Annotated in this window: 16 protein-coding genes; 1 reads left to right on the forward strand and 15 read right to left on the reverse strand. The window is 43.3% G+C overall.

Annotated features, from left to right (window positions below):
* Positions 1 to 260: 260 nt before the first annotated feature.
* Positions 261 to 1,157: a zinc metalloprotease HtpX gene (gene htpX / locus O3605_RS02915; RefSeq protein ID WP_003017370.1), complete on the reverse strand. Its 897-nt coding sequence runs from the start codon at positions 1,155 to 1,157 to the stop codon at positions 261 to 263.
* A 1-nt stretch (position 1,158) separates the two neighbouring features.
* Positions 1,159 to 1,719, reverse strand: coding sequence for a LemA family protein (locus O3605_RS02920; protein ID WP_003017390.1), 561 nt, complete (start codon positions 1,717 to 1,719; stop codon positions 1,159 to 1,161).
* A gap of 70 nt (positions 1,720 to 1,789) precedes the next feature.
* On the opposite strand from O3605_RS02920, the gene rsmG reads away from it, so the two are divergent.
* Positions 1,790 to 2,503, forward strand: a complete 714-nt coding sequence (gene rsmG, locus O3605_RS02925) for a 16S rRNA (guanine(527)-N(7))-methyltransferase RsmG (protein ID WP_371585223.1) — start codon at positions 1,790 to 1,792, stop codon at positions 2,501 to 2,503.
* 215 nt (positions 2,504 to 2,718) lie between these two features.
* Here the strand turns inward: rsmG and O3605_RS02930 are convergent, their stop codons facing one another.
* The 13 genes from O3605_RS02930 to O3605_RS02990 form a co-directional block, all read right to left on the reverse strand.
* Complete coding sequence (locus tag O3605_RS02930) at positions 2,719 to 3,621, reverse strand: carbohydrate kinase family protein (RefSeq protein ID WP_371585224.1); 903 nt, start codon at positions 3,619 to 3,621, stop codon at positions 2,719 to 2,721.
* A gap of 83 nt (positions 3,622 to 3,704) precedes the next feature.
* A complete protein-coding gene (locus O3605_RS02935; RefSeq protein ID WP_371585225.1) occupies positions 3,705 to 4,457 on the reverse strand; it encodes an SDR family oxidoreductase in 753 nt (250 codons plus the stop codon).
* Between the two features lie 4 nt (positions 4,458 to 4,461).
* Positions 4,462 to 5,292, reverse strand: a complete 831-nt coding sequence (locus O3605_RS02940) for an energy-coupling factor transporter transmembrane component T family protein (protein WP_371585226.1) — start codon at positions 5,290 to 5,292, stop codon at positions 4,462 to 4,464.
* Complete coding sequence (locus O3605_RS02945) at positions 5,264 to 6,967, reverse strand: ABC transporter ATP-binding protein (protein ID WP_371585227.1); 1,704 nt, start codon at positions 6,965 to 6,967, stop codon at positions 5,264 to 5,266. The genes O3605_RS02940 and O3605_RS02945 overlap by 29 nt, the downstream gene beginning before the upstream one ends.
* A complete protein-coding gene (locus O3605_RS02950; protein ID WP_371585228.1) occupies positions 6,968 to 7,741 on the reverse strand; it encodes a nucleoside phosphorylase in 774 nt (257 codons plus the stop codon).
* A 156-nt stretch (positions 7,742 to 7,897) separates the two neighbouring features.
* Complete coding sequence (locus tag O3605_RS02955; protein ID WP_371585229.1) at positions 7,898 to 8,803, reverse strand: DUF4299 family protein; 906 nt, start codon at positions 8,801 to 8,803, stop codon at positions 7,898 to 7,900.
* A 99-nt stretch (positions 8,804 to 8,902) separates the two neighbouring features.
* Complete coding sequence (gene trhO / locus O3605_RS02960; protein ID WP_371585230.1) at positions 8,903 to 9,886, reverse strand: oxygen-dependent tRNA uridine(34) hydroxylase TrhO; 984 nt, start codon at positions 9,884 to 9,886, stop codon at positions 8,903 to 8,905.
* Positions 9,887 to 10,036: 150 nt separating this feature from the next.
* Positions 10,037 to 10,405, reverse strand: a complete 369-nt coding sequence (locus tag O3605_RS02965) for a DUF6773 family protein (protein ID WP_371585248.1) — start codon at positions 10,403 to 10,405, stop codon at positions 10,037 to 10,039.
* A 133-nt stretch (positions 10,406 to 10,538) separates the two neighbouring features.
* Positions 10,539 to 11,021 carry a DUF6773 family protein gene (locus O3605_RS02970; protein WP_371585231.1) on the reverse strand — a complete coding sequence of 161 codons (483 nt, stop codon included), beginning with the start codon at positions 11,019 to 11,021 and terminating at the stop codon, positions 10,539 to 10,541.
* Positions 11,022 to 11,048: 27 nt separating this feature from the next.
* Positions 11,049 to 11,243 carry a helix-turn-helix transcriptional regulator gene (locus O3605_RS02975; RefSeq protein ID WP_003005328.1) on the reverse strand — a complete coding sequence of 65 codons (195 nt, stop codon included), beginning with the start codon at positions 11,241 to 11,243 and terminating at the stop codon, positions 11,049 to 11,051.
* Between the two features lie 136 nt (positions 11,244 to 11,379).
* Complete coding sequence (locus tag O3605_RS02980) at positions 11,380 to 11,931, reverse strand: ECF-type riboflavin transporter substrate-binding protein (RefSeq protein WP_371585232.1); 552 nt, start codon at positions 11,929 to 11,931, stop codon at positions 11,380 to 11,382.
* 14 nt (positions 11,932 to 11,945) lie between these two features.
* Positions 11,946 to 12,794, reverse strand: coding sequence for an SAM hydrolase/SAM-dependent halogenase family protein (locus O3605_RS02985; RefSeq protein ID WP_371585233.1), 849 nt, complete (start codon positions 12,792 to 12,794; stop codon positions 11,946 to 11,948).
* Positions 12,784 to 13,380 carry an MptD family putative ECF transporter S component gene (locus tag O3605_RS02990; RefSeq protein ID WP_371585234.1) on the reverse strand — a complete coding sequence of 199 codons (597 nt, stop codon included), beginning with the start codon at positions 13,378 to 13,380 and terminating at the stop codon, positions 12,784 to 12,786. Before O3605_RS02990 ends, O3605_RS02985 begins: the two co-directional genes overlap by 11 nt.
* Positions 13,381 to 13,385 lie beyond the last annotated feature (5 nt).

The following is a 13,385-nucleotide window of genomic DNA, read 5'->3' on the forward strand; positions in this document are numbered from 1 at the left end:
TATCTTAAAAACTTTCCTTAGGTGAGGACGGACATCAGCGAACTTCTTCGAAGTTCCATGACTTAGTTTTGGACCCAAGGTTCCAAAACTCCCGAGTGCTAGAAACACAATTGTTTCTAGCACTTTTCTCACAGCGGAAAGTTTCAATAAATGAGTTAATAATTCTAAAGAATAAATTTCTTTTATTTGTATAGAATTTATTAGATTTATAAAGAAAAACAGTTTTCCCACACTCTCAATCCTGCTAATGATGGATTTTTTTACATTTTTCTTAAACGTGCCACCCGCTCAGCAATGGGTGGGTGGGTATAAAAGAGTTTTTGCAAACCGGATTCTTTTTTTGGATCGTTGATAAAAAGAGCACTGCTCGCATCATCGACATGTCGTTGCATTGGTTCGCTATTGTCTAGTTTTAACAAAGCATTGATCATCCCTTGAGGATTCCGCGTCAATTCAACACTTGAAGCGTCTGCTAGGAACTCCCGTTGACGAGAAATGGCTAACTGGACCAAGGTCGCTGCTAATGGCGCTAAAACAATGGCAAGTAGGGAAAGGATTAACATAACAATCTCCAAACCACCGCTACCTTCTCGATCATCATCCCGGCTACGGCCACCGCCCCACCACATCATCCGGCCACCAATGCTAGAAAGCATGGTGATGGCACTGGCAAGGGCAACTGCAATCGTCGAGATGCGGATATCGTAATTGCGAATATGGCTGACTTCATGTCCGATAACTCCCTCCAATTCCTCACGGTTCATCACAGCTAGTAGACCTGTTGTCGCTGCAACGGCTGCATTTTGAGGATTAGACCCTGTCGCAAATGCATTCATAGAAGGATCATCCACAATATAGACACGTGGCATAGGGATCTGAGCTACCATAGCCATATCTTGTACAATATGGTAGAGCTGAGGGGCTTGCTCTTCCGTTACCTCACGCGCCCCGTTCATCCGCATGACAACTTCAGTTGATTGGAAAATCATGCTAAAGGCATAGATTCCACCAATAATCAAAGCTAGGATGACGCCACCAAGGGAAGAGCCTAACCAGAGGTAGCCAACGGCTGCTCCGATGAGAGCCAAGAGTATGAAAAAAGCAATAAGGAGAATCCAGGTTCTCCTTTTATTGCTTGCAATTTGGTCAAACAGCATATTAGTCTCCTAATCCGCTAAAGTCCACCTTTGGTACTGCTTTTTCTTCTTCAGGCACTTGAAGGAATTCAGCCTGTTTGAAGCCAAACATTCCAGCAATCACGTTTGTTGGGAAAGTTTCCAATTTCACATTATAGTTGCTTGTGACACTGTTGTACAATTGACGAGCATAAGAAATTTTATTTTCTGTGTTGGTCAATTCTTCTTGCAATTGCATGAAGTTAGTGTTAGCTTTCAAGTCTGGGTAGTTTTCAGCCACCGCAAAGATACCTGCCACTTGACGGGAAAGAGCATCACTGGCTGCCATTGCTTCTGCAGGTGAAGAAGCTTGAGCCACTTGTTGGCGAAGTTGAGTGACCTTAGCAAGGGTATCCCCTTCGTACTTGGCATAGCCTTTAACGGTTTCGATCAAGTTTGGAATCAAGTCATTCCGACGTTTCAATTGCACATCAATTTGACTCCATGCTTCGCGAGTTTGCATCCGGCTTTTCACCAAACCGTTGTATACTCCTACTACAATTAACACAAGGACCACAATGATCCCAAGAATAATCCAAATCATTTTATTGAATTCCTTTCATTTCTTTCTACCAGTATATCAAATTTCCCTTATTTTGTGGTAAAATAATAGCATGAAACCAGAAGAATTTTATGTCCGTTTAGCCGATCTCGGCTTCCCATTAACTGATCGCCAAAAAGAGCAATACGAACGGTATTTTGAGCTCCTCGTTGAATGGAATGAGAAGATTAATCTCACTGCCATCACCGCAAAAGAAGAAGTCTATCTCAAGCATTTTTATGATTCTATCGCACCCATTTTACAAGGTTTGATCGAAAACCAACCTATCCGTCTCTTGGATATCGGAGCTGGTGCTGGCTTTCCCAGCCTTCCTATGAAGATTCTTTTCCCTGAGCTGGATGTGACCATCATTGATTCCCTTAATAAGCGGATCAATTTTCTCCACTTGCTGGCTGAAGAGTTGGGCTTAAATGGGGTTCATTTCTACCATGGACGAGCTGAAGACTTTGCGCAAGACAAGGCCTTTCGTCCCCAATTTGATATCGTAACTGCCCGCGCCGTTGCCCGCATGCAGGTCCTCTCTGAACTGACCATTCCTTACCTGAAAGTAGGGGGACGGCTCCTTGCTCTCAAGGCTAGCAATGCTCCAGAAGAGTTGGAAGAAGCCAAAAATGCCCTGAGCCTGCTATTTAGTAAGGTTGAAGACAATCTACAGTATGAATTGCCAAACGGGGATCCACGCTATATCACTGTTGTCGAAAAGAAAAAAGAAACCCCCAATAAATACCCAAGAAAAGCAGGTATGCCCAATAAGCGGCCATTGTAGTAAGATACAAAGGGCCAAGCGGATAAAGTCAAATAAGAGGCTGGGACAAAAGTCCTAGCCTCTCAATTATTTTTGGATTGTCAAGCAAGACGCAGTGGTTGAGTGGGCTCTACTACGCTGATTTCATCAGCTTTTACAGCCCTACTCAACTGTGCGGAGGTGGGACGACGAAATCGAATTCTAACGAATTACCGATTTCTGTCCCACTCTCTTTTTTATTTTTGTTTCAATTCTGTTCGCAGGGCTTCTTGCTGCTCTTTTGTCAGATGAACGCCCTTACTCGCAACAATCTGGCTAGAGACTTTGTTAGCAAATCTTAAGGCTTGCGTCATATCTAAACCTTCTAAACGAGCGGATATAAAAGCTCCCACATGGCTATCTCCAGCACCTACTGTGTCGACGACTTCTGTTGGAAAACCGTCTGCCTCATACCAGTTGCCATCGTAGGCAACCGCTCCGTTTTCACCCAAGGTGACAATGACTAATTGTCCCGTTCTCTGATACAAGTGTTCGATGGCTGGCTGGATCTCTCTACACCCTGAAAAAGCCAGTGCTTCAGCCTCATTAACATGGAGAATTGGATGCAAATCATAAATTGCTTCCAGTCGTTCCTTTGGAATCAAGAGTCCACGTGGCCCAGGTGCGAAAATCACCTGGCCTTCTAGTTTCGAAACAGACTGGACCAATGCAAGACCGGTTGGCTCCTCGACTTCAAGGCCACATAAGTAGATGTAATCAAACCGATCTGTCTCGATCTCTTTTAGCCACTCTGCTTGAAAGCTATACTCCACTCCGTGGTCCGATAAGAAGGTCCGCTCACCATCAGACTCTACAAAGCAGTAACAGCAACCATTGGCCCCTTCTAATGAGAAGCTAGAGGAAATCCCTAATTGTTTCAGCTCTCTCCGGATAAAATCACCATACATCCCAGAACCGACTGGCGAGACAAACTGGTAGGGTTGCGACAAAAAATGAAGGATATTGACGACATTAAAGGCACAACCTCCCACAGACCATTGCTGGTGATCAATATGGGCATCTCCTTCACGACTTGGCAAACGATCCAAGTAAATCATCACATCACAAACTGTAGAACCAATAATTAACGCAGCTGTCATCTTTTTCTCCTTACTTTGCCTTCTATTATACCAGAGGAAACATAAAAAACAACCAACCCCTTGTGGAGTGGTTGCTTCTCATTTTAATCACGGTAAACGGGTTGAGGGCCAAAGGTTTGGGAAACCGGCATGATTTCAATCCGATTGACATTGACATGCTTGGGCTGTTGGATCAACCAAGCTACCGTGTTGGCAATGTCTTCCGGCTGAATGGCATGGGCATCGCGATAGAGGGCTTCTACCCGTTCTTCATCTCCTTTAAAGCGAACAGAAGAGAACTCCGTTCCTTCGCAAAGACCGGGTTCGATATTGCTGACACGAATCTTCTTGCCAGCTAGATCCGCCCGAAGATTGAGGGAGAATTGCTTGACAAAAGCCTTGGATGCCCCGTAAACATTGGCCCCTGGATAAGGCACAGTTCCTGCTGTAGAGCCCAAATTAATAATATAGCCATCATTTCGTTCCACCATCTGAGGCAAGATTTTCCTTGTCAGATAGGTCAAGCCGACAATATTGGTCTGAATCATGGTCAGCCAGTCTGCGACCTCTGCTTCATAAGCTGGGGCGAGGCCTAGAGCCAAGCCAGCATTATTAACCAAAACATCCACTCTCTCCCAAGCTTTTGGTAAACAGGCAAGTGCATGATCTACCTGAGAAAGATCCGTCACATCCATTTGCAGGGGATAAAAGGTTTCTCCCAACTCTTCTTGGAGGGCCTGTAATTTTTCAATGCGTCTAGCTGATCCGATCACACGGTATCCATCTGCTACTAAGCGACGGCAAATCGCTTGACCAAAGCCAGCTGAAGCTCCTGTTACTAAGATCGTTTCTGACATGTCATTACCTCCATGGATTGTAAAAACGTACCTGATTGAGAAAGATCAGGACAATACTCAAGACCAGAACAGCCAAGGCTGATAGAATCATCCCATAATCTTTCATTTCCATGGCTTGATGAGAATACCAGGTCCGCTTTTTATTTTTACCAAAGCGACGTAATTCCATGGCCGTAGAAATGCTGTCAATTCGTTCAAGTGAGCTAAAGATTAAGGGAGAGATGATTTGTAAATTGCCTTTGATCCGCTGGATCAGCTTGGCCTTTTTGGACAATTCCACCCCTCTAGCTTCCTGAGACAATTTAATCGTTTGATATTCTTCTTGTACGTCAGGAATGTAACGCAGAGTCAAGCTGACAGAATAGGCAATCTTGTATGATACGCCAATTTGGTTGAGGCTTGAAGCAAACTGACTAGGATGGGTCGTCATCAAAAAAATCAAGGCTAGAGGTATGGTACAGACATACTTAAGAGCTAGATTAAAAAGATAAAAGAGTTCCTGCGAGGTGATACTATAGGAACCCCACCCCTTCATCAGTACCGTTTTTGCCCCATAGATCTCTACACCATACTGAGGGGCAAAGAGATAGACCATGACAACATTTAACAGTGCAAAAACAAGAGCAAATACAAGTACAAATGAAATATCCCGAAATCGAATTCGAGCTGTAGAGAATAACAGCAAGGCGCCCACACCAATTCCTAGAAGGAGCCGAGTATCATAACTCAACATGGCGGCAAGAGATACAAAAAGAAGAAAGAGTAACTTACTCGCACCTGAAAGGCGATGAAGAAAACTCGTCCCCTCATGGTAGCCGACTAATCGATGATTCATGATCTACTCCTTTCTGTTGCATATAAAACTGCGTTAGCGCCAAGGGATCCATTCCTAATCGATTGGCTAAGGCAAAAATCGAAGTTTCTTTGAGATTAGCCTCTTGTAAAATATCCGGATGAGTGAACAGCTCTGCAGGTGAGAGATCAGCTAGAATTTGTCCGTCTGATACCACAAGTGCACGATCAGAATAATCCAACATCAGTTGCATATCATGGGTAATCATGACAATGGTATGGCCTTTTTCTTGCAAGCTATCTAGAAATTCCATGATGTCAGTGTAATTGCGTTGGTCCTGACCTGCTGTCGGCTCGTCCAAGACCAAAATTTCTGGTCCTAAAATTAGTATAGAGGCGATGGTCACCCGTTTCTTTTGCCCATATGAGAGGGCAGAAATCGGCCATTTACGAAACTCATAGAGACCACAAGTTTTCAGTGCTTGATAGACACGCTCCTTAATATCTTCTTCCGATATCCCCCGCAAGCGCAAACCTAGAGCGACTTCGTCAAAAATCATATTGGTTGAAATCATTTGATTGGGGTTTTGTAGGACATAGCCTACTCGCTCAGCCCGTTCCTTGACACTCTCCTGCTTGATATCTTCACCTCTAGAGGTGTATTGCCCTTCTGTGGTAATGAATCCACAGATGGCTTTCGCAAGAGTTGATTTCCCTGCCCCATTCTTCCCGACAATTGCTAAGCGCTGCCCTTTCGGAATCGTGAGGGATATATTTTTTAAGATCGGATGATTTTCTTGATAAGCAAAGGAAATCTGCTCCAACTTCAATAGTTCTTTTGCTTCACCAGTTTTAGTAAAGGTCGCTTCTGGAATCACACAATTTACATCATCCAGTTGGATATCGTCCAAACGATCCAGATGCTCCAATTGATTGATATCCTGACCAAGCTGGCGAAGAGTTGTTAAATAGAGGGGTTCTCGAATCCCATTTTCAGCCAGAAGTGTCGTTCTCAACAACTCATCTGGTCGACCATTAAAGAGAACTTGTCCTTGATTGATCAAGATAACCCGATCGACAGGACGATAGAGTACATCCTCTAAACGGTGTTCGATAATAATGGTGGTCGTCCCCTGTTCTTCATGAATCTGATCGATCAGATCAATAATATCCTGACCCGACTTGGGATCTAGATTAGCCAGTGGCTCATCAAAGAGCAGGATCGGACTTTCGTCAATCAGAACACCTGCTAAGCTCACTCGCTGTTTTTGCCCACCGGACAAATCTTGTGGGCGATGATCCAAGAGCTTCATCAAATCCAAGCGTTCTGCCCAACTCTGCACACGCTCTTTCATCGTTCCCAGCTCCACCATGTCATTTTCAAGAGCAAAAGCCAAGTCTTCTGCGACACTCAAACCAATAAATTGGCCATCTGTATCTTGTAAAACCGTACTGACCAAGTGAGATTTCTCATAAATACTGAGATTAAAGGCTTCTTTCCCCTGAATGAGGAATTGTCCACTACTGGTTCCCTTATAGATATTGGGGATAATCCCATTTAAGCACTGGCCAATGGTTGACTTCCCAGAACCAGATGGCCCAACAATCAGAACCTTTTCCCCCTTATAAATGGTTAAGTTGAGATTTTTCAAGGTTGGTTCAGACTGTGCCTTGTATTGGAAGGAAAAATCCTTCAGTTCAATCATTGCTTCTTTCATTTAGTTTGCCTTTTCCCATAAGAGCGCAAATTGGATGGCTAACTCCGCGATGCGATCCTTGCTATCTAAATCCTCATGACTAGATAAGGTTCGGATATCCCATTTTTCTTCCGAGAGGTGGTCAGCTGCATAGAAGAAATGGCAGAGCTCAAAGCCCCTATAAGCTGCTAAAGCTGCCACTGCCGAACATTCCATATCCACACAGATGGCTCCTGCTTCCTTTCGTCGCTTCATCTTGTCGATGGTTTCCCGGTACGGTGCATCTGTCGTCCACACTTTTCCCGACTGATAAGAAACCTTGTGACTGTCCAGAAAGGCTTGGAAGAGAGGAAGGGTTTTCTTGTTTACTTCCACTTCATCACTAGCCGGAAGATAGTGGTAACTGGTCCCCTCGTCGCGAAGAGCAGCCGTTGGAATGATGATGGAAGTCGCTTCGATATCACGGTCTAAAACCCCACAGGTTCCAAAGAGCACCAGTTTTTCCATCCCAAATTGAATCAGGTCCTCTATAATCCCCACACAGGAAGCAGCCCCAACGGGTGCATTAAAGGCACCAATCTGTTGGTCTCCAATAGTGATCCCATAGACCACGACTTCAAAATTGGCCATGGAGGTTCTTGCAATGACCTCATGGTCGTAATTCTCAAGTAGGCGAGCAAAAGTTACTCTTGAAAAGCAAGAGATGACTACTTTGGGAAATCCTTCAATTGGTTCGTGTAAGTCTTGTGGATTGATAATCGCCTGTCGATTGGCATCAAATTCTTCTAACAGCATTTCGTGCACCTCTTTCATTCTACTTCTAGGCCCCTATTATACCATAATTAGCCTAGTCGTTGGTTTTTGATCAAAGGAAGGGCATAAAAAAGAACTGCTCCCAGACGTTAGATTTTTCGGATCAAATGTCTGAGGGACAGTTCACTGCGATATTTTTTACTTGTTTTCCAATTGCGCTAATTCTAGCAAGCGTTCTTTGGACAATTTTTTGATTTCAATTTGACTAGCATCTAGCAGCTGGTATTCATCTGGCTCTAGTGCTTCCAGTAGATTCTTCAGTGCAAGAGAACCAATTGGATGGTAGTTTTCTGGCTTATCCGGATCTCCATCGATCGCAACCAATAGAACTCGCCAATCACTGATACCCGCTAAGCCCACAATTTCTACATATTCTGCAGGAACATGTGGCACGCTTGGCAAGACCGTATCCGTATCTTCTGTCAAGCTATAACTGGCTAAGAAGGCTCCTGTCTCCTCCTGTTGATAAAAACGGACTTGACTGAAATATGCTGCACTATATTGAATCTTCTTGATAAAGGCAGAGTAGGCTTCTAGTGGATGGACATGGTTCAAGACTTCCTGCACTGTATCCCGATCCAAATAGACTGGATGAGCGAAGCCTTGTACTTCAAACTCTTTTAGATCTTTTTCTTTCGTCACATTACCCAGCGTTTCTAGGATAACGACTTCATAATCAAAATGAAAAATAGAATCTGGAGTATAGCTCACGCCGTCACTAGCCACAATCTCCGTTCCTAATACTTCTCCTAGGCGACTAAGCCATCGAAGGGCCAACTGCCAATCTTCTTCTATCGCAAAAGAGGGCACCTGAATCTGATAAGACTCTTCCTCATCAAAATAGCGTAACTGCAGAGGAAGACCGCTCTTACCAAATACGATACAGTTCAAGCCTTCAAAATCATTTAAGGGACGATGAAGGGTGGTAGGATCATAGTTGTAGGTTGTCAACCCTTCCACCAATTTAAGAACTTCCTGTGCTGCGAGTACTTTCTGATAGCCAAATAAGCTCTTTTTATTTTTGATTGAAAACACGATACTCATTTGTTTTCTCCTTTGTGAAATCGCTTACCTAAAGTATAGCACAATTTTCAATCAATTTCCATATAAAAACAGCCTGAGCTTTCAGGCTGTTTGTTTCTATTATGCAGATGCTCCATCAAGCGTTTCACCGATGACCGCTAAACGCTCACGAACTTCTGCTTGTGACAAGTTGTGTTCTTGGACATAACGATTGCGAGGGTGAACCCGGCACTCATGTGAGCAGCCACGGAGGTACTTGTCTTCGTTTTCTTCTGAGGTCAAGATCCGACGGTTACAGAAAGGATTTCCACAGTTGACATAGCGTTCGCATGGTGTTCCATCAAACCAGTCTTTTCCGACAACGCTTGGATCAACATGGTTGACGTCGACTGCAATCCGCTCGTCAAAGACGTACATTTTCCCATCCCACAGTTCGCCTTGAACTTCTGGGTCTTTCCCGTAAGTGGCGATTCCGCCGTGCAATTGACCGACATCCTTGTAGCCTTCACGGACCATCCAGCCTGAGAATTTCTCACAGCGGACTCCACCAGTACAGTAGACGACAACACGCTTGTCCATGAATTTTTCCTTGTTATCACGGACCCATTGTGGCAATTCACGGAAGTTGCGGATATCTGGACGAATAGCCCCACGGAAATGTCCAAGGTCGTACTCGTAGTCGTTTCGAGTATCAAGGACAACGGTATCCTCATCTAGAAGAGCTTCTTTAAATTCTTTTGGAGACAAGTAAGCACCTGTTGTTTCAAGAGGATTGATGTCATTATCGAAATTATCATCCTCTAAACCAAGGTGGACAATCTCTTTCTTATAACGTACAAACATCTTCTTGAAAGCTTGCTCTTCTTCCTCATCAATCTTGAACCAGAGATCTTCCATCCCTGGAAGGCTGTGAACGTAGTCCATGTATTTTTGCGTTGTTTCGTAGTCACCAGAAACGGTTCCGTTGATCCCTTCATCAGCGACTAGGATACGACCTTTAAGGCCGATTGATTTACAGAAGGCCAAGTGATCAGCCGCAAATTGTTCTGCGTTTTCGATGGGAACATATTTATAGTAAAGTAATACACGAATAGGTTTTGCCATAATATTCTCTTTTCTAAGATTAAATTATCAGAATTTTTAATTCAACTATACCAGTATACTCTCACAAGAAAACGAATGCAATTTATTTGACTGAAAAATAAAAGCCTGGGATTCCAGACTTTTATACGACGAAACCAAAGCTCCTCCTTCCTACTCTTCCTTTTCTAACTGATCCAGATAGGCTTCATAGCGTCTTTTCTCAACTTTTGCAAGAAGCATCACAAGGGTATTCACTCCCCATACAATTGGAAGATTCAGTAAAAAGGTAATAGGAAGTACTAGTAAGAATTTTGAATGGAAGGGATTTGCCTGATAGACAGCCTGGTTTAATTGAAAATTTTGAGCCCAGATGAACAAGGAGAGAATAGAGGTTACTGCTACAATTCCCGTCACATTTAGATAGCTATAACTGATAAATCTCACACCCAATCGTTGACAACGCACCGAATAATAAAATCCTGAGACGATGAGTAAGGCTACCACCATGATTGGACTCAGCCCCACCTTAGATGTAAAAATGGATCACACACTAAAAACAGTTAAGGCAAGGAAAAGAAAACCAGCTGTCTCAGCACCAGCCTTATTAGCTAAGCCTTCTTCTCGTTCATCTATGATTTGTTTGTTCAGCAATTGTAATCTCATCTCTTCCTCCTTATTCTTCATCCTCTAACTCTGCCTCGATCTTCTCTTGTTTTTTCCGATTGATAAGAGCAAGTGGTTTTTCAAGCAAATCTGTCAGGAGGGCAAAGACGAGAATTTCTAATAGAATTTTGACCAGATATTTGGGACTGAGCATAAAGCTCGTTGCTTCTCGCTTTCCAATCATATCCATAGCTGTCACAAGCACAGCAAAGAATAGACCTGACCCAAGGCGACTCAACCAGCTATCTTTTTCTAACATATCTCGAACATCAATCCCTGAACTGATCCTTCTCACAAAGGCATAGGCTCCCATGGCAATCAGAAGGAACATCTCAGGTAGATAAGCGACGAGATCTAAGTCCAGGATACTGGATTTCACAAAGGCAGATAGGGCAATAAAGCAGGTCATGCCAAGGACAAGTTCTCCTGCGATTTTTCCATCCAGTAGCATGGTCCGTTCATCTTTTACAATTGGTTCTTTCTTTTGTTTCATATGTTTCCTCTTTCTATGTTAAAGCTGTTACTCCCAGAACAGTTGATCCAGCGTCTTATCCAAGGTCTTACAAATAGCAAGGCAGAGACTGAGGGTTGGGTTGTATTTCCCTGCCTCGATCAGGCCAATGGTCTGGCGTGTCACCCCAATGGCATCTGCAAGATCCCCCTGGGTCATATCATGCTCGACCCGGGCCATTTTTAATTTGAGATTTTTCGCCACATGCTTTTCCTTTCTTGTTTTTATAGCTCTATTATACACTATATTTTATATTTTGCAATATATATCTTACATTTTGTAAAAAATATTTTTGATAAACAAAAAAAGCCTGGTTTCCCAGACTTACTCTTCTGTACGTTTAATCTTTTGTCAAACTTCCATCTTTTGTTTGAGTCCGTGCATAAGCAATCAAGAGAAGAGAACCTGCAACAGCTACTGTTAAAGCATTAAATGAACCCGCAACAACACCTTGTAGGAAGACTTTATTGGCACTTTCCTTGTAGATCAAGACGTCTCCAACCGGAGCAATCAAGCCCCAGATCACAAGGTTGGATACGATTTGAACGACGTTAAAGACAATTAATTCTTTCTTTGTCACTTCCCCTTTGAATTCACCGATTTGTTTGCGGAAGAAACCAACAAAGAGTCCAAACAAACCACTTGAAATGATCCAAGTCCACCAAAGACCACCTGACATAGCATCCTTAATGGCATGACCAATCAAACCGATTAAGAAGCCGACAATCGGGCCAAAGACTACACTAAAAAGAGCTTGAAGCGCAAACTGCAACTGAATGCTCGTATTCGGTGCAGGTGCAGGGATTTGCAACATAGCAATCACGACAAAGAGGGCTGCTCCAACCCCAATAGCTACAACATCTTTAATTGAAAATAATGATTTCTGTTTCATTATGATATCTCCTGTTAATTTTCCATTTTTCTAATCTCGATATGCCAAGAAGCCCCAACTCCTACATTATAGGCCTTGGCAAAGGATCCCTGGTTGATGGCAAGACCAACACGGTAAAGGGAATTGATATAAAGTATTGGCTGTCCAATTCGCACGTCGGCGAAAGACTTACCGTAGGTTACTTGGTTTTGGTAAACCAGCATGTCATTGTTATAGATGGTCACTTCAAAACGTTCCCCAAATTCGGGTGACAAATGATTGAACTCTTCTCGAGTAATGGAAGTCCAAAGAGAACCAAAGCGCACATCTAGGATGTCAACTGCACCTTTAACAAGAATGTCCTCAAGAACTGTCTCAACCACTGGGATTTCCACAATATGTTCGACACTGAGTTCTGGTCCAACTTCTTCAAAACTAATATGGCCACTGGCCAACTTAGCCCCAGTATAGGCGTAGACATCACGCCCATGGAAGGTATAGGAAAACTCTGTATTGGCTCGACGATTCTTCACCTCTGAAATCTCACGGATAGCAACAATCCCTACATGTTTCTTGATAAAAGAGAGAGTTCCATTATCCGGAGTGACAATGTATTGATTTTTCGCTGTTTTAGCTACGACACTCTTTCGTTTGGAACCGACACCAGGATCGACCACCGAAACAAAGGTAGTCCCTTCTGGCCAGTAATCTACTGTCTGAAAGAGACGGTAACTCCCTTCAAAAATATTGTAGGGGGTAATATCATGAGTTAAGTGGTGAATTTTAAGGGTTGGTGATTCTTCTAAAGCAACCCCAATCATAGCTGATACTGCTCCATCCACCAAACCAAAGTCTGACTGAAGAACTAGTAAATTATTGTGCATCTTTATCTCCTTTTTTGACCAATAATGGAAGAAGGATATTCGATAGTCCCCATCCTAATCCAGCACCCAATATGACCGTGAGGACAAACCAAGTGATGGTCGCTAGATCTGGTGATACCATCACCCGATTGACATAGTCTATCGATTTACCACGATCCAGTAACGACATGCGGTAACTGACTGGATAGAACCACATCATAAGAATGGGCCCTGTTGTCGCAAAGGCAAAAATAACAAAAGACAAGGCATTTCGTAAATTCGAGCGAAAACGACCACTTGAAGCGACCATCTCCGCAAAACTTCCGGCGATCAAGGCTGGAATAAAGGCCCCTGCACCATGACGTGAAAGGAGAAAGAAGGATCCGATCACGCAGCCAACTATAAAGATAGATCCAACTCCTTTTATTTTTTCTAGAAAATAGCGGTAGATCGTCCCGCCAAACAAGGCTGAAAAGGCAGGAGCATAAAACATATTTCCTTGATGATCGACCAGATTTCCAACTAAGACCCCCAGTCCAATCGCAACAAAATAGAGGAAGACGAAGGCTCCAACTTGTTTCATATAATTCACATTTATTCTATTCATCGGAT

It is taken from the genome of Streptococcus sp. 27098_8_99 (assembly GCF_041431935.1).
Lineage (GTDB): Bacteria > Bacillota > Bacilli > Lactobacillales > Streptococcaceae > Streptococcus > Streptococcus parasanguinis_D.